The organism is Arthrobacter sp. FW306-1B-F12A (assembly GCF_058781865.1).
In genome coordinates this window covers 24,371-46,644 of record NZ_JBYSXD010000037.1, presented here as the reverse complement: position 1 = coordinate 46,644, position 22,274 = coordinate 24,371, and the positions used below count along the sequence as shown (strand labels likewise).

20 protein-coding genes and 1 tRNA gene are annotated in these 22,274 nt (G+C 64.5%); 2 read left to right on the top strand and 19 right to left on the bottom strand.

What is annotated here, in order from left to right:
- The coding region (locus AC3WJU_RS16485; protein ID WP_492260364.1) for a tyrosine-type recombinase/integrase at window positions 1–969 on the bottom strand (969 nt) is incomplete at its 3' end.
- A gap of 88 nt (window positions 970–1,057) precedes the next feature.
- Window positions 1,058–1,139, bottom strand: a tRNA-Leu gene (locus AC3WJU_RS16480).
- Between the two features lie 196 nt (window positions 1,140–1,335).
- Here AC3WJU_RS16480 and AC3WJU_RS16475 point away from each other — a divergent pair.
- Window positions 1,336–1,941 (top strand): ANTAR domain-containing response regulator, encoded by a 606-nt coding sequence (locus AC3WJU_RS16475; protein ID WP_059389079.1) that lies wholly within the window; start codon window positions 1,336–1,338, stop codon window positions 1,939–1,941.
- A gap of 133 nt (window positions 1,942–2,074) precedes the next feature.
- Here AC3WJU_RS16475 and pyk read toward each other — a convergent pair whose 3' ends face one another.
- The 11 genes from pyk to hisI form a co-directional block, all read right to left on the bottom strand.
- Window positions 2,075–3,574: a pyruvate kinase gene (gene pyk, locus AC3WJU_RS16470; RefSeq protein WP_284990671.1), complete on the bottom strand. Its 1,500-nt coding sequence runs from the start codon at window positions 3,572–3,574 to the stop codon at window positions 2,075–2,077.
- 57 nt (window positions 3,575–3,631) lie between these two features.
- Entirely contained in the window at window positions 3,632–5,089 is a 1,458-nt protein-coding gene (locus tag AC3WJU_RS16465) for a glutamate synthase subunit beta (RefSeq protein WP_284990672.1), read from the bottom strand.
- Window positions 5,082–9,695 (bottom strand): glutamate synthase large subunit, encoded by a 4,614-nt coding sequence (gene gltB, locus AC3WJU_RS16460; RefSeq protein WP_307054268.1) that lies wholly within the window; start codon window positions 9,693–9,695, stop codon window positions 5,082–5,084. The genes AC3WJU_RS16465 and gltB overlap by 8 nt, the downstream gene beginning before the upstream one ends.
- A gap of 262 nt (window positions 9,696–9,957) precedes the next feature.
- Window positions 9,958–11,169 carry a prolipoprotein diacylglyceryl transferase gene (lgt, locus tag AC3WJU_RS16455; RefSeq protein WP_492260363.1) on the bottom strand — a complete coding sequence of 404 codons (1,212 nt, stop codon included), beginning with the start codon at window positions 11,167–11,169 and terminating at the stop codon, window positions 9,958–9,960.
- Between the two features lie 19 nt (window positions 11,170–11,188).
- On the bottom strand, window positions 11,189–12,001 hold the full coding sequence (trpA, locus tag AC3WJU_RS16450) for a tryptophan synthase subunit alpha (RefSeq protein WP_492260362.1): 813 nt from the start codon (window positions 11,999–12,001) through the stop codon (window positions 11,189–11,191).
- Window positions 12,001–13,383: a tryptophan synthase subunit beta gene (gene trpB, locus AC3WJU_RS16445; RefSeq protein WP_284990676.1), complete on the bottom strand. Its 1,383-nt coding sequence runs from the start codon at window positions 13,381–13,383 to the stop codon at window positions 12,001–12,003. The genes trpA and trpB overlap by 1 nt, the downstream gene beginning before the upstream one ends.
- 108 nt (window positions 13,384–13,491) lie before the next feature.
- Window positions 13,492–14,310 (bottom strand): indole-3-glycerol phosphate synthase TrpC, encoded by an 819-nt coding sequence (gene trpC, locus AC3WJU_RS16440; protein WP_441437376.1) that lies wholly within the window; start codon window positions 14,308–14,310, stop codon window positions 13,492–13,494.
- A gap of 2 nt (window positions 14,311–14,312) precedes the next feature.
- Window positions 14,313–14,585, bottom strand: coding sequence for an HGxxPAAW family protein (locus AC3WJU_RS16435; RefSeq protein ID WP_236817197.1), 273 nt, complete (start codon window positions 14,583–14,585; stop codon window positions 14,313–14,315).
- A gap of 89 nt (window positions 14,586–14,674) precedes the next feature.
- On the bottom strand, window positions 14,675–15,280 hold the full coding sequence (locus AC3WJU_RS16430; RefSeq protein ID WP_284990679.1) for a Trp biosynthesis-associated membrane protein: 606 nt from the start codon (window positions 15,278–15,280) through the stop codon (window positions 14,675–14,677).
- A complete protein-coding gene (locus tag AC3WJU_RS16425) occupies window positions 15,277–16,857 on the bottom strand; it encodes an anthranilate synthase component I (protein ID WP_284990681.1) in 1,581 nt (526 codons plus the stop codon). Before AC3WJU_RS16425 ends, AC3WJU_RS16430 begins: the two co-directional genes overlap by 4 nt.
- Before the next feature lie 55 nt (window positions 16,858–16,912).
- Complete coding sequence (gene hisI, locus AC3WJU_RS16420) at window positions 16,913–17,341, bottom strand: phosphoribosyl-AMP cyclohydrolase (RefSeq protein ID WP_284990682.1); 429 nt, start codon at window positions 17,339–17,341, stop codon at window positions 16,913–16,915.
- Between the two features lie 89 nt (window positions 17,342–17,430).
- On the opposite strand from hisI, the gene AC3WJU_RS16415 reads away from it, so the two are divergent.
- Window positions 17,431–18,075, top strand: a complete 645-nt coding sequence (locus AC3WJU_RS16415; protein ID WP_284990683.1) for a TIGR03085 family metal-binding protein — start codon at window positions 17,431–17,433, stop codon at window positions 18,073–18,075.
- Between the two features lie 88 nt (window positions 18,076–18,163).
- Here the strand turns inward: AC3WJU_RS16415 and hisF are convergent, their stop codons facing one another.
- The 6 genes from hisF to ribB form a co-directional block, all read right to left on the bottom strand.
- Window positions 18,164–18,940, bottom strand: coding sequence for an imidazole glycerol phosphate synthase subunit HisF (hisF, locus tag AC3WJU_RS16410; RefSeq protein ID WP_306962450.1), 777 nt, complete (start codon window positions 18,938–18,940; stop codon window positions 18,164–18,166).
- Window positions 18,941–18,963: 23 nt separating this feature from the next.
- The gene (gene hisG / locus AC3WJU_RS16405; protein ID WP_284990752.1) at window positions 18,964–19,824 is read right to left on the bottom strand and encodes an ATP phosphoribosyltransferase; all 861 of its coding nucleotides are present in this window, start codon (window positions 19,822–19,824) and stop codon (window positions 18,964–18,966) included.
- Window positions 19,825–19,982: 158 nt separating this feature from the next.
- Window positions 19,983–20,246, bottom strand: coding sequence for a phosphoribosyl-ATP diphosphatase (locus AC3WJU_RS16400; RefSeq protein WP_306962453.1), 264 nt, complete (start codon window positions 20,244–20,246; stop codon window positions 19,983–19,985).
- A gap of 117 nt (window positions 20,247–20,363) precedes the next feature.
- Window positions 20,364–20,849: a 6,7-dimethyl-8-ribityllumazine synthase gene (ribH, locus tag AC3WJU_RS16395; protein WP_284990685.1), complete on the bottom strand. Its 486-nt coding sequence runs from the start codon at window positions 20,847–20,849 to the stop codon at window positions 20,364–20,366.
- 41 nt (window positions 20,850–20,890) lie between these two features.
- Complete coding sequence (gene ribA, locus AC3WJU_RS16390) at window positions 20,891–21,592, bottom strand: GTP cyclohydrolase II (RefSeq protein ID WP_059389084.1); 702 nt, start codon at window positions 21,590–21,592, stop codon at window positions 20,891–20,893.
- Complete coding sequence (ribB, locus tag AC3WJU_RS16385) at window positions 21,589–22,209, bottom strand: 3,4-dihydroxy-2-butanone-4-phosphate synthase (RefSeq protein ID WP_370872257.1); 621 nt, start codon at window positions 22,207–22,209, stop codon at window positions 21,589–21,591. Before ribB ends, ribA begins: the two co-directional genes overlap by 4 nt.
- Window positions 22,210–22,274 lie beyond the last annotated feature (65 nt).

Below are 22,274 nucleotides of genomic sequence, written 5' to 3'. Positions count from 1 at the left end.
GGCATGGGTGTGACGAAGGTCGTGAATTCGGGGCGACTTCTTCAAGCCGAGAGCTTGGGCCGCCTGGACTGCCGGCATCCAGTAATGGTGCCAATAGAGCTTGTGAATGATGCGTTCACCCTTGGGCGTTGTAAACAGGAGTTCCGATCCTGGCCGACTGGCCACCAAAGGAATCAGAACCTCAACCAAATGCGGGTTGAGCGAAACCGTCCTTTTCCCGGCCCCCGTTTTGGTCGCGCCGATGTAGAACTCGGAGTCGGCCCCTCGCTTCCACGCCTTATTGATCCGCATTGTTGCTGGCTTGGACATGAGATCCACATCGGCGACAGTCACGGCAGTCGCTTCACCAAAACGAGTACCGGTCATGACCAAGAATTCAGTGAACGCTTTGTATCGCTCCCCCATGCATTCCAGGATCAGTCCAAATTCGGCGTGCGTCAGGAATCGAGCCTCATCCTCAGCCTTTTCGCCGGATGGGAGCTGGACACCGCGGCAAGGATTGTCCTTGCGATAGCGCAGCATCACAGCCGTCTCCATGGCCGCAAAGATCAAGCCATGATTGTTCTTGATGGTCTTGGGCGACCTGCCCTTTTCCTGCATCGTCTTGATCCAGTAGGTCAGGTGCCGATAGTCCAATTTGTCGACCGGAATGTGGCCAATGACATCAGCTATGTGCAGCGTCAGCATCGTTTGGTAAGTGTGCACCGTTCCGGAAGAAGGACGAACCAGAAGGTCGATGTGCTCTTGGATTACGGCTGCCACAGTCGGCGCTTTGCTCTGGTTCTGCACCATCGCATGCTGAGCGATTTCGAACGACTGGTTGTTGGCGTCCAGGAGACGTTTCAGTGTCTGCGCTTCAGCCGACGTCGAGAAGGTGATCCCCTCTTGTTTTCGCGTCTCGGGGTTACGCCAGCGGACCGTAAAAGATGACGATCCGTCCGATTTTTTGCGCTCCCAAATGCTGGCCATAGCCAAAATTCTAGGCTTCGTGTGCACAGAAAACGAGTTTCTGTGCACACTCAGAAGCCTAAAACCGCCCTGACCTGCGTAAACACTGTGCCCGAGGTGGGACTCGAACCCACACACCTTTCGATACCGCATTTTGAGTGCGGCGCGTCTGCCAATTCCGCCACTCGGGCGCGGAAACACCGAAACAAGACTAACCGACGTCGGGCTCTTCACAGAACTCAACGCTCCCTGTTGCAGTGCGCGAAACTACTCTACATGCAGATAGGCTAAATTCCAGAACCGGCTCGGCCGAGCAATAAATCATACGCAGGGACCGGGTGCAACTAAGATGGTTGAGAACCCGCCGTACGTCTTGAAGGAGATCCCGTGTCAGAACAGACGGAGTCCAAGCCCGCATCCCAGCCGGCACGCCGAGTAGTTGTCGCAGAAGATGAAACCCTCATCCGCCTGGACATCATCGAGATCTTGAAGGGCGAAGGCTACGACGTTGTCGGTGAAGCCGACAACGGTGAGAAGGCCGTCCAGCTGGCCGAAGAACTGAAGCCGGATCTGGTCCTCATGGACGTCAAGATGCCTGTCATGGACGGCATTTCTGCCGCGGAGAAGATCGTCAAGGCGAGGATTGCCCCCGTCGTCCTGCTGACAGCGTTCAGCCAGAAGGAACTCGTGGAGCGCGCCCGCGACGCGGGGGCCATGGCCTACGTCGTGAAGCCTTTCACTCCGGCCGATCTGATCCCGGCCATCGAAATCGCGCTGTCCCGCCATGAGGAGATCAGGGCCCTCGAAAGCGAGGTAACCGACCTTCAGGAGCAATTCGCCACGCGCAAGCTTGTGGAGCGCGCCAAGAGCCTCCTGACCACGAAGATGGGCCTCACGGAGCCGGAAGCATTCCGGTGGATCCAGAAGACCTCCATGGACCGTCGCCTCAGCATGCGCGAGGTCGCCGAGACCATCATCAACCAGGTCAACTAGCACTCCCCGCGAAGGGCGCCGCTTCCACGGGAAGCGGCGCCCTTCGTCGTCTCCAGACGCGAACCACCCCGCCCCAAAACAAGACAAAGGAGGCCCCGCCACACGGCGGAGCCTCCTCAACAGCGCTAAAAGATCAGGCCTTGGACTTGGACTTCTTCTTTTCAGGCCACGGTCCGACCTTTTCCTTGCGGGCTGCGGCCTCTTCCACACGGGACGTGTCTGCGAGGTCGCCCACTTTGTGGACCTTGAGCGAGTTCGTGGAACCGGCCTGTCCGGGAGGGGAACCGGCCGCGATGACCACGAGGTCGCCGTTCTCCACGATCTTCATCTCGAGGAGGCTGCGGTCCACCTGGGCCGTCATGGCGTCAGTGTGGCCCACCATGGGGACGAGGACGGGCTGGATGCCCCAGGTCAGTGCCAGCTGGTTCCAGACGTGCTCCACGGGGGTGAAAGCGAACACCGGCTTGACGGGACGCAGGCGGGACAGACGGCGCGCCGAGTCGCCGGACTGGGTGAACGTACAGATGTACTTTGCGTCCAGCTGGTCGGCGATTTCGACGGCGGCACGCGTGATGGCGCCACCGCGGGTCTTGGGCTTGGTCCCCAGCGGAGGAACGCGCTCAAGGCCGTGCTCTTCGGTGGACTCAATGATGCGAGCCATCGTCTTGACCGTCTCGATCGGGTACTTGCCCACGCTGGTCTCGCCGGAAAGCATGACTGCGTCGGCGCCGTCGAGCACTGCGTTGGCGCAGTCCGAAGCCTCGGCACGGGTCGGGCGCGGGTTGTCGATCATGGATTCGAGGACCTGGGTGGCCACGATGACCGGCTTGGCCCAGCGGCGGGCCAGTTCGATGGCGCGCTTCTGGACGATCGGCACTTCCTCGAGCGGGAGTTCCACGCCGAGGTCGCCACGGGCAACCATGATGGCGTCGAACGCGTCAATGATCTCGTGGAGCTGCTCCACTGCCTGCGGCTTCTCGATCTTGGCGATCACCGGCACGCGGCGGCCTTCTTCGTCCATGATTTCGTGCACGCGCTTGATGTCGGACGCATCGCGGACGAAGGACAGTGCCACCATGTCGACACCGCGCTTCATGGCCCAGCGGAGATCGTCTTCGTCCTTTTCGCTCAGTGCGGGGACATTGACGGCAACGCCGGGCAGGTTGATGCCCTTGTTGTTGGAGACCCAGCCACCGACGGTCACCGTGGCGACCACCTTGACGTCGTCAACCTCGATGGCGCGCAGGGCAACCTTGCCGTCATCGATCAGGAGTGCATCGCCGACGTTGACGTCTTCGGTCAGGCTCTTGAGCGTGGTGGAGCAGATTTCCTTGGTACCCGGGACGTCCTCGGTGGTGATGGTGAAAGTGTCACCGACGGCGAGTTCGTGGGGGCCGTCGACAAATCGACCCAGGCGGATTTTCGGGCCCTGCAAGTCGGCCATGATGGCAACGGGCTTGTGGAGCTGGGCGGAAGCCTTGCGGACGTTCTCGTACGTGTTGTCGTGTACCGAGTAGTCTCCGTGGCTCATGTTCATGCGGGCGACGTCGACGCCGGCTTCCAGCACCGCGAGGGTGTTGTCAAAGCTGGAAATTGCCGGTCCGAACGTTGCCACGATTTTTGCGCGTCTCATATACCTACCCTAGTAGTGTGCTGCGGTTGGAGTTGGGAAAGCGTCGTGCGCCGGTCCTTAGAGGACCGCTATGGCCCGGTCGGTGGGAGCCACCGGCGCGGGGAGAATGGTGCTGCCCATGAGGTACTTGTCGACGGCGGCAGCGCAGGCGCGGCCTTCGGCGATCGCCCAGACAATCAAGGACTGCCCGCGGCCGGCATCGCCTGCCACGAAAACACCCTCGGTGTTGGTCATGTAGTACCCATCTCGGGCCACGTTGCCGCGGCCGTCGAATTCTGCGCTGACCTGTTCGGTGATACCGGCAGGTTCCGCCCCCGTGAAGCCGAGCGACAGGAAGACCAGGTCGGCCGGAATGACGCGCTCCGTGCCGGCCTTCGGGAGGCGCTTGCCGTCCACGAACTCGGTCTCGGCGACCTTGACCCCGGTGAGCTTGCCGTTTTCGCCGACGAACTCAACGGTGGAAGCGAGGTAGGTGCGTTCGCCGCCTTCTTCGTGTGCGCTGGCAACCTCGAAGAGCGTGGGGAACGTCGGCCATGGCTGGTGCGTGGCGCGCTCGAGTGGCGGCTGCTTGCCGATCGCGAGGGTCGTGACAGACGCGGCGCCGTGGCGGTGTGCCGTGCCGAGGCAGTCGGCGCCGGTGTCGCCGCCGCCGAGGATGATCACGTGCTTGCCCTTGGCGTCGATCTGGCCCTCGACGGTTTCACCGGCAACCACGCGGTTGGCGGGCACCAGGTAGTCCATGGCGAAGTGGATGCCTTCGAGTTCGCGGCCGGGGATGGGAAGGTCGCGCGGAACGGTGGCACCGGTGGCGATCACCACGGAGTCGTAACGGCGGCGCAACTGCTCCCACGTCACGTCGCTTCCGACTGCCACACCCGTTCGGAAGCGGGTGCCCTCGGCCTTCATCTGCTCGACGCGGCGGTCGACCTGTTCCTTCTCCATCTTGAAGTCGGGGATGCCATAGCGCAGCAGTCCCCCGATCTTGTCGTCGCGTTCGTAGACGGCCACGGTATGGCCGACCCGAGTCAGCTGCTGTGCGACGGCAAGCCCCGCGGGGCCGGAGCCGACGACGGCGACCGTCTTGCCGGAGAGGCGTGCCGGCGGAAGCGGCTGGACCCAGCCGTTTTCGAAGGCGTCGTCGATGATCGAAACTTCCACCTGCTTGATGGTCACGGCGGGCTGGTTGATGCCCAGGACACAGGATGCTTCGCACGGCGCGGGACACAAGCGGCCGGTGAACTCCGGGAAGTTGTTCGTCGCGTGCAGGCGCTCGATCGCTTCCTCGCCTTTGCCGCGCCAGGTCAGGTCGTTCCACTCCGGAATGAGGTTCCCGAGCGGGCAGCCCTGGTGGCAGAACGGAACGCCGCAGTCCATGCAGCGCCCTGCCTGGCTCTTGAGCACGCCCTTGTCCTGGGCTTCGTAGACTTCCTTCCAGTCCATGATGCGGACGGGAACAGGACGGCGAGGCTGCGTCTCGCGCTGCCGGACTTTCAGAAATCCGCGTGGATCAGCCACCGGTTACCTCCAGGATTCGAGACCATACTTCTTCGCCATCGGGATCAAGGCCCTCTTCAATGGCGTCGAGACGGGTTTGCAGGACTGCGGCGTAGTCGCGCGGCAGAACTTTGGTGATGCGGGCGGCTGTGTCATCGAAGTTTTCGAGCAAGCGGCCCGCGAGGACGGATTCGGTTTCTTCCAGGTGCTTGACCAGGAGGCTATGGACGATGGTGCGGTCCTCGTCGTCAAGCTCGAGCAACTGCAGCTCGCCGGAATCCAAGGCCTGCTTGTTGACCCGGGCAGGCTGGAGGTCCAGCACGTAGGCTGTACCGCCGGACATGCCGGCACCGAAGTTGCGTCCGGTGCGGCCGATGATCAGCGTCTGGCCGCCGGTCATGTACTCGCAGCCGTGGTCACCGATGCCTTCGACGACGGCGGTCGCGCCCGAGTTGCGTACCAGGAACCGTTCGCCCACCTGGCCGCGCAGGAACATCTCGCCGCTCGTGGCACCGTAGCCGATCACGTTGCCGGCGATGACGTTGCGCTCCGCCTGGAAAACGTTGGTGCGGTCCGGGCGGACAATAATGCGTCCACCCGAGAGACCCTTGCCGACGTAGTCGTTGGAGTCGCCGAACATGCGCAGGGTGATGCCCGCCGGGAGGAAGGCGCCCAGCGACTGCCCTGCCGTTCCCTTCAGCGTGATGTCGATGGTGTCCGTCGCGAGCACATCGACGCCGAACGTCTTGGTTACGACGTGGCCCAGCATGGTGCCGACCGACCGGTCCGTGTTGATGACGTCGACCGCGATCTTCACCGGGGTGCGGTCGCTCAAAGCCTCGGCGGCCATGCCGATGAGGCGCTGGTCGAAGTGCTTGTCGAGCTCGTGGTTCTGGCCGGTGAGGTTCCGCAGGGGAACGTCGTCGTCGAACTCGAGGCCGTGCAGGATCGGGTCGAGGTCCAGCCCATCGGCCTTCCAGTGGTCCACCGCCTCCCGGGTGTCGAGGACCTCGGCGTGGCCGATGGCCTCTTCGAGGCTGCGGAAACCGAGTTCGGCAAGCAGCTCCCGGACTTCCTCGGCAAGGAATTCGAAGAAGTTGACCACGAACTCGGGCTTGCCGTTGAAGCGGGCGCGGAGCTCGGGATTCTGGGTTGCCACGCCGACCGGGCAGGTGTCGAGGTGGCAGACGCGCATCATGATGCAGCCGGACACCACCAGGGGCGCGGTCGCGAAACCGTACTCCTCGGCACCCAGCAGGGCGGCGATGACGACGTCGCGTCCCGTCTTGAGCTGGCCGTCCACCTGGACCACCACGCGGTCGCGGAGCCCGTTGAGCATGAGCGTCTGCTGGGTCTCGGCCAGGCCGAGTTCCCACGGGACACCCGCGTGCTTGAGCGAGTTGAGCGGCGAGGCGCCGGTTCCGCCGTCGTGCCCTGAGACGAGCACGACGTCGGCCTTCGCCTTGGTGACGCCGGACGCCACCGTGCCGATCCCGACTTCGGACACCAGCTTCACGTGCACGCGCGCCGAGGGGTTGGCCCGCTTGGCGTCGTAGATGAGCTGTGCGAGGTCCTCGATCGAGTAGATGTCGTGGTGCGGGGGCGGGGAGATGAGCCCGACGCCGGGGGTCGAGTGGCGAGTCCGGGCTACCCAGGGGTACACCTTCTGCGCCATCAGCTGGCCGCCTTCACCGGGCTTGGCGCCCTGGGCCATCTTGATCTGGATGTCCTCGGCGTTGGTCAGGTACAGGCTGGTCACGCCGAAACGGCCGGAGGCGATCTGCTTGATCGCGGAGCGGCGCTCCGGGTCCAGCAGGCGGTCCACGTCTTCGCCGCCTTCACCGGTGTTGGACTTGGCGCCCAGCCGGTTCATGGCGATTGCGAGGGTTTCGTGGGCTTCCTTGGAGATGGAGCCGTAGCTCATCGCCCCGGTGGAGAAGCGCTTCACGATGCTGGAAACCGGCTCGACTTCCTCAAGCGGCACGGCGGGGCGCAGGGTGTCCTTGAACTTCAAGAGCCCACGCAGGGTCATGAGGTTCTCGGACTGGTCGTCGATTCCCTTGGTGTAGGACTTGAAGATGTCGTAGCGGCGTTCGCGCGTGGCGTGCTGGAGGCGGAAGACAGTCTCCGGGTTGAACAGGTGCGGTTCACCGTCGCGGCGCCACTGGTATTCACCGCCGCCGAGCAACGGACGGTGCGGCAGCTCGATGCCGCCTTCCGGGTAGGCCATCTGGTGGCGTGCCGAAACCTCGGCGGCGATGACGTCCAGGCCGACGCCACCCAACTGGGAGTGGGTGCCGGAGAAGAACTCGTCCACGAGGTCCTGGGACAGGCCCAAGGCTTCGAATGTTTGGGCACCGGTGTAGGAAGCCACCGTGGAAATGCCCATCTTGGACATGATCTTCAGGACACCCTTGCCGAGGCCCTTGATGAGGTTGTAGACGCCGTCTTCGGGAGTCACGCCAACCACTTCGCCGGTGCTGATGAGCTGCTCCACGGATTCCATGGCCAGGTAAGGGTTCACGGCGGAAGCGCCGAAGCCTACGAGCACCGCCACGTGGTGCGTTTCGCGGACGTCGCCGGCCTCGACCACCAGGGCGGTCTTGGTGCGGTTGGCGCTGCGCAGCAAGTGGTGGTGTACCGCGCTGACGAGCAGCAGGGACGGGATCGGGGCCCACTGCGCGTTGGAGTCGCGGTCGGACAGCACGATGTACTGCACGCCGCGGTTGATCGCGCCGGAAACCTGCTCGCAGATTTCCGTGAGGCGGCTCCGCAGTGCTGCTTCGCCGCCCTCCGGACGGTAGAGTCCGCGGACCTTCATGGCGACCTTGTCGCCGTCGGCGTTCTCGATGTTGGCGATCTTGGCGAGCTGGTCGTTGTTGATCACCGGGAACGGCAGGGAGATCTGCGGCTGGCGGACCTGCCCGACGTCGAGAAGGTTGCCGTTGGGACCGATGGCGCACTTCAGCGAGGTCACGAGCTCTTCGCGGATCGCGTCCAGGGGCGGGTTGGTGACCTGGGCGAAAGACTGCACGAAGTAGTCGAACAGCAAGCGCGGGCGCTTGGACAGCACGGCAACCGGAGTGTCGGAGCCCATGGCGCCGAGCGGTTCGGCACCTGTCCGGGCCATCGGCCCGAGGAGGATCTTCAACTCCTCGGTGGTGTAGCCGAACGTCCGCTGGCGGATGTTCACGGACGCAGCCGTGTGCAGCACGTGCTCGCGCTCGGGAAGCTCGTTGAGGTCGATCAGGTTGTCCTTGACCCATTCAGCCCAAGGGTTGGCCGCGGCCACCTCGGCCTTGACCTCGGCGTCGTCGATGATGCGACCGGCTTCGGTGTCCACCAGGAACATCTTCCCCGGCGAAACACGGCCCTTCTTGACCACCTTGGCCGGTTCGACCTCGATCACGCCCACTTCGGAGGCGAAGACGATCAGGCCGTCTTCGGTGATCCAGTAACGGCCGGGGCGCAGGCCATTGCGGTCAAGGGTCGCACCAACGAGGTTGCCGTCGGTGAAGGACACCGCCGCCGGACCGTCCCACGGCTCCATGAGCAGGGAGTGGTACTCGTAGAAGGCGCGGCGTGCCGGATCCATCGTGGCGTGGTTTTCCCACGCCTCCGGGATCATCATCATGATCGAATGCGTGATGGGCCGCCCGGAAAGCCAGAGCAGCTCGGCAACCTCATCGAAGGACGCGGAGTCCGAGGCACCCGGCGTGCAGATGGGGTACAACTCCTCCGGGGAGTCGCCCAGCAGCGGGTTCGCGAGTTGGGACTGGCGCGCCCGCATCCAGTTCCGGTTGCCCTTGACGGTGTTGATTTCGCCGTTGTGGGCGATGGTGCGGAAGGGCTGGGCGAGCGGCCACGACGGGAACGTGTTCGTGGAGAAGCGCGAGTGCACGATCGCAAGCTTGGTCTTGAAGCGCTTGTCCGAGAGATCCGGGTAGAACGGCTCCAGCTGGGCAGTGGTCAACATGCCCTTGTACACGATGGTGCGCGAGGACAGCGACGGGAAGTAGACGCCGAACTTGTTCTGGGCACGCTTGCGGATACGCCAGGCCCGGGAGTCGAGTTCATTCCGGTCCAGCACTTCGCCCGTCGCGGAAGCAAGGAACGGCTGCGCGAAGTAAGGCATGCAGGCACGGGCCATGGCGCCGACCAGGTCCCCGACCACCGGCACTTCACGCCAGCCAAGGACCGTCAGTCCCTCATCGACTGCAAGCGCCTCGATGCCGGCCTTTGCGGTCTCTGCTTCGCGCGTTTCGGCGGGCAGGAAGGCGGTGCCCACCACGTACTGGCCGGGTGCGGGGAGCTCGAACTCAGTGACGGCCCGGAAGAATTCGTCCGGAACCTGCATGAGGAGCCCGGCGCCGTCGCCCGTGCCTTCGTCGGCGCCCACGGCGCCGCGGTGTTCGAGGTTGCGCAGGGCAGTCAGTGCCGCTTCCACGATGTCATAGCCGGGTTCACCACGCAGGGTGGCGATAATGGCCAGGCCGCAAGCGTCCTTCTCCTGCTCAGGGTTGTAGAGTCCCTGGGCTTCCGGGAGCGCAGCGAAACGCTTGAAGGGCGAGATGGCCCCCTGCGGTTCGACTGTTTCGGACCAGCTTGGGTTATGAAGATGGGTCATTGAAGACGTCCTTCCTCGAGATCGTGCGAATGGAAGGGACAACGTTGGCCCCACCTTGCCTGCCGTGTGACGGGCATAACAAAGCGCTAGTTACTTGAAATTGTAGGTCAGCGGGCAAGTCGCAACGAACAGTTACGCATGCCCCTGACCCAAGCTTGACCGCGGAGCCTCTGTGTGCTGCCGGGCGACTGCCAAGTGTGCCACGACGCTGTGGCCGGGGGCCTCTGGGCGGTAGCCCGGTTCCCCTGTGCCGTAGCGCTGGCTACTTGGTGCTGCCAGCTTCCGGCCCGGATCCGGGGGCGCTGCTGGCGGTGGTTTCGGTGGACGCGGAGCCGGAATCCGACGTGACGCCGGCGTGTGACTCCTCGGCCGTTTCCGTAGGCTCAGCAGTATGGCCCAGATCGCTTTGGTTATTCCGGAGATTACCATGCGCACCGGTATCTGAGACAGATCCGTCCGTATCATGGGCCTTCGCATCGGTCACAATTGTGCTGTCCGTCTCAGTGGCAGCAGTCGGCTCATCGGCATTTGGGTTGGCGGCGGGCTCATCTTCGTCGCTTGTCACCGCGGAGGGCTCCCTGCCGGGAAGGTACGCTGTGTCCGGTTCCGGCCTGCCGCGCAGGCTCAGGGCGATGAAGATGATGAGCGCCGCGACGAAGACGAAGATGCTCGTCCATACGTTGAGCCGGGTGGTGATGCCGAAGAGGTTGATCTGTTCGGCATCGTCGATCCGCAACGCTTCGATCCAGACGCGGCCAAGCGTGTAGTAGATGGCGTACAGCCAGAAGAGCCTGCCGCGGCGGAAATGGAAGCGGCGGTCCAGGACGAGGAGGACCACGACGCCGACGATGTTCCAGAGGGATTCGTAAAGGAACGTCGGGTGGAAGAGCGTGTCGCTGGGCATTCCGGCCGGGAAATTGGGGCTGTTGGGATCTATTTGGAGGCCCCACGGCAAGGTGGTGGGTCCGCCGAAGAGTTCCTGGTTGAACCAGTTTCCCCAACGTCCGATCGCTTGCGCCAGCAGCAGCCCGGGGGCTGCGGCATCCAGGAAGGCCGTGAGCTTGACGCCGGACCGGCGGCAACCAAGCCACGCACCGACAACGCCGAGAACCACGGCACCCCAGATACCCAGGCCGCCTCGCCAGATCTGCGGGATCAGGGAGAGGTCGCCCGTGCCGTTGAAGCCGGGGCCGAAGTAGGCGTCCGGTGAGGAGATGACGTGGTAGAGCCGGCCGCCCACGATGCCGAAGGGGATGGCCCAGATGGCGATGTCCCACAGGCTGCCTTCCGGGGTGCCGCGGCGCTTCCAGCGCACGGCGGTGAGCCACAGGCCCAGGATGATGCCCAGAAGAATGCACAGGGCGTACGCATGGATGCGCAGAGTCCCCCACGGCAGCGGAATATCAAATCCGGACCATGAGGGGCTCGGAATGCTCATGGGAGCCATTGCCGCGACGTGGAGGAGACTCTGCATTGTCTACGCTTTTCCTTTTCTAGGCCTGCGCTGTTGCGCGGCCGAGGCCGGCGCTGAGGTTCTTGGTGAGTTGCGGGACGGCGTCAACGCCGCCGTCGCGGATTGCCGCGACCAGCGCGGTACCGACGATCACGCCGTCGGCGTAAGCGGCGATCTCGCGGACATGGTCCGCGGTGGAGACACCGAGTCCGACGCAAACCCGTTCGGCGCCGGCAGCATGCGTATCGGCCACAACCTTCTCCGCGGCGCTGCTGACTGACTGCCGGGCTCCGGTGACACCCATGATGGAGACGGCGTAGACGAAGCCACGGCTTGCCTCCACCGTCATGGCCAGGCGTTCCGGCGTGGACGACGGGGCCACGAGGAAGACCCGGTCGAGTCCGTACTTGTCCGAAGCTTCAAACCATTCGGCTGCCTCGTCCGGAATAAGGTCCGGCGTGATGAGCCCGGCTCCCCCGGCCTCGGCCAGCCTGCGCGAGAACTCGTCGACGCCCATGCGCATGACCGGGTTCCAGTAGGTCATGACCAACACGGCGGCGTCGGTGGCCGCAGTGATGCCCGCTACGACGTCGAAGACACTGGCGACGCGGAAACCATTGGCGATTGCCTCTGTGGTCGCAGCCTGGATGACGGCGCCGTCCATGACGGGGTCCGAGTACGGGATACCGATTTCAATGAGGTCCGCGCCGTTGCGGGCCATAGCAATTCCGGCGTCGATGCTTGACTGAACGTCCGGGTAGCCTGCCGGCAGGTATCCGATCAACGCCGCCCGGCCTTGAGCCTTGGCGCGGTCGATCGCGGCCGCGGACTTGCTGCTCATCTGCTCAGTCATCAGTTCTGGCCCCCGTTTGCTTCGTCAATGCTGATCTCAAGGTTGCTGCGTTCGGACGGGCCCTTGGGCTTGCGCGTGGACAGGGTGGTGCCCTTGACGTTGCCGTTTTCATCCAACATGTGGAACCATTCGGCGGCCGTTTCCACGTCCTTGTCACCGCGTCCGGACAGGTTCACGATGATGATCGTATCTGCCGGGTTGTCCTTGCCTTCGGTGAGCTGCTTGCCCACCTTGATGGCACCGGCCAGGGCGTGCGAGGACTCGATGGCGGGGATGATGCCTTCAGTCCGGCAGAGCAAGCGGAACGCGTCCATGGCCTCGGTGTCCGTGATGGGCTCGTACGTCACGCGGCCGATGTCCGCGAGGTACGAGTGCTCAGGACCCACGCTCGGGTAGTCCAGGCCTGCGGAAATCGAGTGGGACTCGATGGTCTGGCCGTCTTCGTCCTGCATGAGGTAGGACCGGGCACCGTGCAGCACGCCCGGGCGTCCGAGGGTGATGGCGGCAGCGTGGCGGCCGGTTTCGACGCCGTCGCCGCCGGCTTCAAAGCCATAGATCTTCACCGAGGCGTCATCCAGGAAGCTGTGGAAGATGCCGATGGCATTGGAACCGCCACCGATGCAGGCACAGACGGCGTCCGGAAGTTTGCCGGTCTGCTCCAGGATCTGGGCACGGGCTTCCTCGCCGATGACCTCGTGGAAGAAACGCACCATCGCAGGGAAGGGGTGCGCACCGGCAGCGGTGCCCAGCAAGTAGTGGGTGTTGTCCACGTTGGAAACCCAGTCGCGGAGCGCGTCGTTGATGGCGTCCTTGAGCGTCTGTGATCCGTTCGTCACGGGAACCACGGTAGCGCCGAGGAGCTGCATGCGGGCCACGTTGAGTGCCTGGCGGCGGCAGTCCTCCGCGCCCATGTAGACGACGCATTCCAGGCCGAGGAGGGCCGCGGCGGTGGCGCTGGCAACTCCGTGCTGGCCGGCGCCGGTCTCAGCGATGACGCGGGTCTTGCCCATGCGCTTCGCGAGCAAAGCCTGGCCGAGGACGTTGTTGATCTTGTGGGATCCGGTGTGGTTCAGGTCTTCGCGCTTGAGGAAGATGCGGGCCCCGCCGGCGTGCTGGGAGAAACGCTTGGCTTCCGTGAGCAGCGACGGACGGCCCGAGTAGTTCTTGTTGAGGTCCTTCAGCTGGGCAAGGAACTCCGGATCGGCTTTGGCCTTCTCGAACGTGTCCTCGACCTCGTCCAGGGCGGCGATGAGGGACTCGGGCATCCAGCGTCCACCGTACGAGCCGAAGTACGGCCCGGCGGCGTTGCGGAGCGAGGCTCCACCTTGTAGGAATGCGTCTGCCACGTTCTCTTGCGAGTTGGCTGTTGATGCGTCCACCATCAGTCTCACCGTCCTGTTCAGTTGGTAGTTGGGTATTTCCAGGAGCCACAGGACAGCTACCAGCCGCGTCTGCTGCTGTCCGGGTCCACGCCGTGAATCAGCCCTGTCTCAGGTCCTGACGGCGATGGCGGCAGCTCCGGCCGCCTTGAATTCGCTGATCCGCTGGCGCGGGGTGGAGTCGCTGACAAGGGCTTCGCCCACAAGGATTGCGTCGGCACCGTTCCCCGCATAATGCGCGACGTCGTCGGCGTTTCGCACGCCGGACTCGGCCACGACCACCGCTCCCGCCGGAATGCTTCCGGCGAGCGAGGCAAACAGGGAGCGGTCGACGTCGAGCGTCTTGAGGTTGCGGACGTTCACGCCGATGATCCGGGCCTGGGCCGCGGCCGCACGCTCGATTTCCTCGGGCGTGTGGGTTTCCACCAGGACGTTCATGCCGAGCTCGTGGCTCAACGCGCTGAATTCCCGCAGCTGTGCGTCCGATAGCGCCGCGACGATCAGCAGGATGAGGTCCGCGCCATGGGCGCGGGCTTCCCAGATCTGGTACTCGTCAACCGTGAAGTCCTTGCGCAGCAACGGAATGTCGACGGCGGCACGCACCGCGTCGAGGTCCGCCAGGGACCCGTTGAAGCGCCTCTGCTCGGTGAGGACGCTGATCACGGAGGCACCGCCGTCGGCGTACTGCACCGCAAGGGCCGCGGGGTCGACGATGCTCGCCAGATCGCCCTTGGAGGGGCTGCGGCGCTTGATTTCCGCGATGACCTTCAGTTCGTCGCGGCTGGCCGCCGGACCGCCCAAGGCAGCCCACGCGTCCAGCGCAGGCGCGGTGGCCGCGGCGCGCTCTTTCAGCTCGTCGAGGGAAACAAGACGGCGGCGGGCCTCCATGTCCTCCCTGACACCGACGATGATGTCATCAAGAACGGTCACAGTCAGTGGCCGGCGTTCTTCAGCTTGCTGCCGTCGACGCCGTAGCCGGCCTTGCGCATGGCCCAGCCGGCAATCAGGCCGGCCACCATCACGACGATGCCGGCGATGAAGATGGGGGTGCTGGCGATGACAAAGGCGATGGAGGACACCAAGGCCCCTACCAGCATGACAATCACGCAGGTCCACGCGGCCGGGCTGTTGCCGTGGCCGATGGCGTCGCTGTGGCTCGCAGCGGTCACAGGGGCCTTGCTCGCGGACACTGTGGTTTTGCTCATGTGAAAATCTCCTCAGGATGAATACTGCTTACATTCTGCCATTTATTGACCGCACCCGGGACATCGTCCGACGTCCGGACAGTCGGGTCTTACGTAGGGTCTTCTCCGCGCGAGAGGCTGTCCCAGCTATCGATCTCGTCGACCGGCCCGGAACCCGCGAGGGCCGCCCTGCTGGCGACGTCGTACTTGGTGCGCGCCTTCCAGTGCCGGCCCGCGAGCGGCAGCAGGCCGCCGCACAAAGCGAGCAGGCCCGCAGCCACGACCGCGAGCACGGGGAACACAGTGGACGACGCAGCTGCCTGCCCACCCGAAATCCCGGTGGTCGCCGCAATGGTTCCCTGCGCCGCGCCGAGGGGATCCGCCAGGACGGTCACCGCGGCAATGAGGATCCCTGCCGAGGCAAGCACGATGATCGTTGCAATGATCCAGCGTGAAACCTTGCCCGCGATGGACGATGCCAGTCCCCCGGCAAGTGCCACGAGCGCGAGTGCGGTCACCGCAGTTGCCGCTTTGCTCCCCTGGACGTGGAGATCGGCATTCGCCGCGGCAGCGGGATCGAGCCGGACGTTGATCCAGGTCTGTGTGGTGGTCCCGAAAACGGCAAGGGCAAGAATTGCCATGCCGAGCACGACATTGCCTTTCCGTGCCCACACGGGAGGCTTGGTGGTTGCCGGCTGAGGGCGGGCAGCGCTCACAGGCCGGGGTTCCCGTCGACGACCGTCTCCGCGGAAACTGCGTCCGGGGAAATGTTGTGGAGCGATCCCGCGGTGTGCACGGCACGCAAGGGGGCCGCCGCCTTGTTGACAGTCTCGAGCGCTTCGGAAGGCTTGTGGGAATCGGCCACGATCCCGCCGCCCGCCTGGACGTAGGCCCGGCCCTCACGCAACAATGCCGAACGGATGGCGATCGCCATGTCCATATCGCCTGCGAAGTCCAGGTAACCCACCACGCCGCCGTAGATGCCGCGCCGGTGAGGTTCGAGTTCGTCCAGGAGACGCAAGGCGCGCGGCTTGGGGGCACCGGAGAGCGTACCGGCCGGGAAGGTAGCCTTCAGCACGTCGTATGCCTTCGCCCCGGGCGCCAACTCTCCGACCACCGTGGACACGAGGTGCATGATGTGGCTGAAGCGTTCCACCTCCATGAACTGCGTAACGTCCACGGTTCCTGCAACGCAGACCTTGGACAGGTCGTTCCGGGACAAGTCCACGAGCATGAGGTGTTCGGCGCGCTCCTTCTGGTCCGCGAGCAACTCGGTGGCCAGCGCCTTGTCGGCCTCGACGGTCTTGCCTCGGGGCCGCGAACCGGCAATGGGGTGGGTGATGACCTCATTGCCCGTGACGGTCACCAAGGCCTCGGGAGAGGAACCGACAATCGTGTACTCGCGGCCGTCCGGATCTTCGAGGCTGAAGAGGTACATGTACGGGCTCGGGTTGGTGTTGCGCAGCACGCGGTAGACATCCAGCGGATCCGCGGCACACTCCATTTCAAAGCGTCGCGAAATGACCACTTGGAAGACCTCGCCGTCTACGATGGCTTCCTTGCCGCGGTCGATCGCGTTGAGGTATTCCTGCTCGTTCCAACGTTCCTGGACGCTCGACGCGAAGTCGAGGGCTTCGGACTGCAACACCGATACGGGCTGCTTCACGGGGGTGCTGATCTGGTCCAGCAGTCGCTTCACCCGGGCGACGGCGTCGTGCCAGGCTTCGTCGACGCGTTCGGAACTGTTGTCGAAATTGATCGCGTTGGCAATCAGCAGGACGGTGCCGTCCATGTTGTCGTGGACAGCCATGTCGGTGACAAGGTTCAGGGCCAGTTCCGGCAGGTGGAGGTCATCTTCCGGGGGGCTGGTCAGCTTTTCCCAATGCCGGACGGTTTCCCACCCGAGGAAGCCGACCAGGCCGGAGGTGAAGGGCGGAAGGTCCGGGAAACGGTCCGTCTGCAGGGCTGCAATGGTGTCACGGACGGCGTCGACCGGGCTGCCGTCGACCGGCACGCCGACGGGAGGCTCGCCGATCCAGTGGGCCTGGCCGTCCTTGCTGGTCAGCGTTGCACGCGAACGGGAGCCAATGAAGGAATAGCGTGACCATGCTCCACCGACGGCTGCCGACTCCAGGAGGAAGGTGCCGGGCTGGCCCTGGGCCAGCTTGCGGTAGAGCCCGATGGGAGTCTCGGCGTCGGCCAATACCCTGAGCCGGACCGGGATGACCCGGCTGTGTGCGGCGAGTTCGCGGAACTCCTCCAGGCCCGGGCTGATGATTCCAAGGTCCTGCATGGTTTGTGTTCTCCGCCTTCTTGTGTGCTTGCCTCAGTGGATGGTGTGTGGTGGGCTAGTCCCGCTCGCCTGTCACGGCTGCGAGGCTGCGGTCATCGAAGCAGGTGCGTGTACCGGTGTGGCAGGCCGCACCCACTTGGTCGACGCGGACCAGGAGGGCATCGCCGTCGCAGTCCAGGGCCACCGATTTCACGAACTGGACGTGCCCGGAGGTGTCTCCCTTGCGCCAGTATTCCTGGCGGGAGCGGGAGTAGAACGTCACGCGTCCCGTGGTCAGCGTCCGGTGCAAAGCTTCGTCGTCCATCCAGCCCAGCATGAGCACTTCGTCGGTGTCGAACTGCTGGATGATCGCTGCCACAAGACCGGCGGAATCGCGCTTCAGCGCGGTGGCCAGCTCGTGCGGGAGCGGGCTGACGGGCGCGACGGCGGGCTCCGCGGCGAAAGCGGCGGCGGGCGTGGCTGGGGGTGTTGACTGCTCAGACATCAGATCAAGTCTAGTGCCTCAAGTGGAGCCGAAATTCAGCGGCGGTTCCACTGCGCAACAGAGCGCGTCTCGTGCTAGTTTCACAAGTGATGCATTTCGTCGATCCCTCCCGCGAAGTACTGGCCGAAACACTCCTGGCGGCCGGACCTGACTCCCCCACGCTCTGCGAAGGGTGGCTGACGAAGGACCTCGCGGCGCACTTGTACTTGCGGGAGCGCAAAGCGGCCGTCGGTATCGGCTTGCTCATCAAGAGCCTCGCCAGGGCCTCCGATAAAGCCACTGCCAAACTGGCCTCGAAGCTCAAAACGCCGGAAGATTACGCCGAGCTGGTGAATACCTTCCGCTCGGGGCCACCCGCGTTGTCTCCCCTGAAGATCAAGGCCCTCGACGAGTCCTCGAACCTGATTGAGTATTTCGTGCACACGGAAGACATCCGCCGGGCCGGAGACCGCTGGGCTCCGCGGGCCTTGGACGAGGAATACTCGGACGCCCTGTGGGATGAACTGATCAAGCGTGCCGCCATTCTCTACCGCGGCGTGGACCTCGGAATCGTGTTGGTCCGCCCTACCGGTCCGCGCCATGTTGCCAAGCGGGCACCCGTATCCGTCGCCATCGTGGGCGAGCCCGGTGAGCTCCTGATGCACGCCCACGGCCGCACGCATCACGCGCTGGTCACCTTCGAAGGCCAGCCCGACGCCGTTGCCCTCCTCCAGTCAGCCGAAGTCGGCCTCTAACCCGCTCGTTAAACCCAACTAGCTCGCAGTTGTTGTCGTTATGAGGGCTCAAAACGACAACAACTGCGAGCTAGTTGGGCGGGACCCGCTAGCGGACCAGGAAGCCTGCTTCGCGGATCGCTGCCTTGACCTGGGCGATCATGTCGTCCGGACCAAAGTGGAACACCGAAGCCGCCAACACGGCATCGGCACCTGCCTCCACCGCGGGCGGGAAATGCGCCGGCTTTCCAGCGCCGCCGGAAGCGATGATCGGGATGTGGACAGCCGCACGGACCAGGCGGATGAGTTCGAGGTCGAAACCGTCCTTGGTGCCGTCGGCGTCGATGGAATTCAGGAGGATCTCCCCCACACCGCGGTCCGCGGCTTCCTTGGCCCACGCAATGGCGTCGATTCCGGTGCCCTGGCGTCCGCCGTGGGTGGTCACCTCAAAGCCGGAGGCCGTGGGCTCGGAGCCGGGCCTCGTGCGCCGCGCGTCCACTGACAGGACCAGCACCTGTGAGCCGAAGTGGCGTGTGATCTCGTCGATGACATCAGGGCGTGCGACGGCGGCCGTGTTGATGGAGGCCTTGTCCGCGCCGAAACGCAGGAGCCTGTCCACTTCGGCCACGCCACGGACACCACCGCCGACCGTCAGCGGGATGAAGACTTCCTCGGCAGTGCGGCGAACGACGTCGAACGTGGTTTCCCGGTTGCCGGAAGACGCCGTGACATCAAGGAAAGTGAGCTCGTCCGCCCCGGCGTTGTCATAGCGGTGCGCCAGCTCGACGGGATCTCCGGCGTCGCGAAGACCCTCGAAGTTGATGCCCTTCACCACCCGGCCGGCGTCGACATCTAGGCACGGGATGACCCGTACTGCTACAGCCATTGCTACTCCTGGATTGTCTCGTGTCAGATGCGGCAGGCGTGGATGCTGCTGACCAGGATCGCGCGGGCGCCAAGGTCGTACAGCTCGTCCATGATCCGGTTGGTTTCCTTCTTGGGAACCATGGAGCGGACGGCAACCCAGTCCGAGTCGCGCAGCGGCGACACCGTGGGCGATTCGAGGCCCGGGGTGAGGGTTGCGGCTTCTTCCACGAGGTCCTTGCGGATGTCGTAGTCCATGAGGACGTACTGGCGGGCCACGAGCACGCCCTGCAGGCGCCGGATCAGGACCTCGATTTCCTTCACGGTGCCGTTTGCGGCACCACCTTCGCCGGTGCGACGGATCAGGACGGCTTCGGACTTGAGGATGGGCTCGCCGAAGATCTCCATTCCGGCTGCTTTGAGCGTGTTTCCGGTCTCGACGACGTCGGCGATCGCGTCTGCGACGCCGAGGCGCACGGAAGACTCCACGGCGCCGTCGAGGCGGACCACCTTGGCTTTGACGCCCCGCTCGGCGAGGTAATCGCGCAGGAGGCCGTCGTAGCTCGTGGCGAGGCGCTTGCCTTCAAGCTGCTCGACGGCGGAGAAGTCGCCGACGGGGCCGGCGAAGCGGAAGGTGGACGCGGCAAAGCCAAGGGGAAGCAGCTCTTCCGCTTCGACCTGCGCGTCCAGCAGGAGGTCTCGACCGGTGATGCCCACGTCGAGCGTTCCTTGGCCGACATACACGGCGATGTCGCGGGGGCGGAGGAAGAAGAACTCAATGTCGTTGTCGGGATCGACCATGACCAGTTCGCGGGTATCGCGGCGCTGGCGGTATCCCGCCTCGGACAGCATCGCGGAGGCGGCTTCGGACAGGGATCCCTTGTTGGGGACGGCTACTCGCAGCATGTTGGGACTTTCTTGGGGGTGGAAGGTAAGTGTTTCAGGCATGGTGCCCACAGCACTGTTCTCAGATGAGACTTTTCTCAGAGGGAACATGCAGTGAGCGCGGGGGCCACGCTGGGGCTCCGGTGGGACCTTGCCAGGTCCTGACGAAGCGGACGTGGCTAGAGATGCTTGTAAACGTCTTCCAGGCTCAGTCCCTTGGCGAGCATCAGGACCTGCAGGTGGTAGAGCAACTGGGAGATTTCCTCGGCCGTGGCTTCATCGGACTCATACTCCGCAGCCATCCAGACTTCGGCGGCTTCCTCCACGACCTTCTTGCCGATGCCGTGGATTCCGGAGTCCAATTCGGCGACGGTGCGGGAGCCTGCCGGACGGGTCGCTGCCTTTTCGCTCAGTTCTGCGAACAGCGTCTCGAAATTCTTCACGCCCTACAGCCTACTTGCTCGGGGGCGGTGCCCGCCTGTCGGGTCATTGCATGACGGAAGGGATGTGAGCGAACGCACAACGTGCGCGGTTGTGCCCACATCCCTTTCGTCGATTTGCTAGGTGTACTGCTTGAGGGTCAGTGCCGTGGAGAGCGCAGCGGTCACGGCCTCGTGCCCCTTGTCCTCGGACGAGCCTTCCAGTCCGGCCCGGTCCAGGCCCTGCTGTTCGGTGTCGCACGTGAGCACGCCGAAGCCGACCGGCACCCCGGTGCGGACGCTGACTTCAGTGAGTCCCGCCGTCGCCGCCTGGCACACGTACTCAAAGTGCGGCGTCCCGCCGCGGATGACGACGCCGAGGGCGACGACCGCGTCGAAATGCGGCGCGAGCCGTGCAGCCGCGACGGGAAGCTCAAAGGATCCCGGGACGCGCAGCACAGTGGGCTCGGCAATGCCGGCTTCCTTTGCGGCCCTGAGCGCCCCGTCGAGGAGCCCGTCCATGATCTGGGTATGCCAACTGGCCGCCACGATGGCGAGCTTCAGCTGGTGGGTTTCCGCCGGGTTGAGGGTGGTGAGGTCGATGGTGGGGGCGCCGTGTCCGCTCATGGGTGTGTGTTAGTCCGTTCAGTCAGGCTTGTAGGTGAAGTTCAGTCTTGTTCGAGGTCAAATGTGCCGGCGGAAGCGTGGGTGCCGGCTGGTTCGGTGTCACCGAGGGTCAGGCGGTGGTCCATCCGGTCCTTCTTGGTCTGAAGGTACCGAAGGTTTTCTTCACGGGACGGAACCTCGGTGGGCACCATCTCGACAACCTTCACGCCGGCCGCAGCAAGCCGGTTCTGCTTGTCCGGGTTGTTGCTCAGGAGGCGGATTTCGTGGAGGCCCATTTCGGCAAGGATCTGGGCAGCTGCTTTGTAGCAGCGTGCATCCACCGGCAGCCCGAGCTGCTCGTTGGCCTCGACCGTGTCGAATCCGGCTTCTTGCAGTGCGTAGGCCTTGATCTTGTTTGCGAGACCGATGCCGCGGCCTTCCTGTCCTCGCAGGTAGAGCAAGGTGCCGCCCTCTTCCCGGATCAGCTCGAGGGCATAGGCCAACTGTTCGCCGCAATCGCAGCGGTACGAACCGAAAACGTCGCCCGTGAGGCACTCCGAGTGCAGGCGCACCAGCGGGGCCTTGCCTTCGAGCGGCGCCTTCGGGGAACTCACGGCCAGGTGCTCCGCACCGGTAGCAAGGTCGGTCCACGCCTGTGCCACGAACTCACCGAAGGCGGTGGGTAGCTGGACAATCGGGCCGCCGCTCACCGGATGCGTTGCGCGCGCCGGAGTGCCGCCGTCGTGCGTTGTCGCTGTAGTCATCGCTGCTCCTCGTTTCCTGCCGGAATTGCAACCTGGTTCCCAGCCTCCGACGCTACAACATAAGCCACGAGATCCTCGATCGAAATCAGAGGACATCCATGCTCCGCAGCGAACTCCCGGAGGCTGTCCAGGCGCATCATTTCACCATCGTCATGTACCAACTCGGCGATCACGCCCACCGGGGCGAGCCCCGCAAGCCGGCAGAGATCAACCGCCGCTTCCGTGTGCCCCGGACGTTCACGCACTCCCCCATTAACGGCCCGGAGCGGAAAAATATGCCCGGGCCGTGTGATCGAGGACGGCGTGCTGCTGGAATCAGCCAGAATCCGGGCTGTCAGGGCCCGGTCCGTGGCGGAAATCCCGGTGCTTACGCCCACAGCGGCATCACAGGACACCGTGTAGGCCGTGCCCTTGGCATCTTCATTGACCAGGACCATGGGCGGCAGCGCCAGGGCATCGGCCCGTGCCCCTTCGAGGGGGACGCAAATGACGCCCGAGCTGTAGCGGATGGTCCAGCCCATGAGGGCAGGCGTCGCGTGTTCGGCAGCGAAGATGATGTCGCCTTCGTTTTCGCGGTCTTCATTGTCCACGACAATGACGGGACGGCCGGCCGCCATCGCCTGCACGGCCTTTTCAACGGGGTCGAGCCCCTGGCGTACCACCGTGGTGCTGCCGTTGTGTG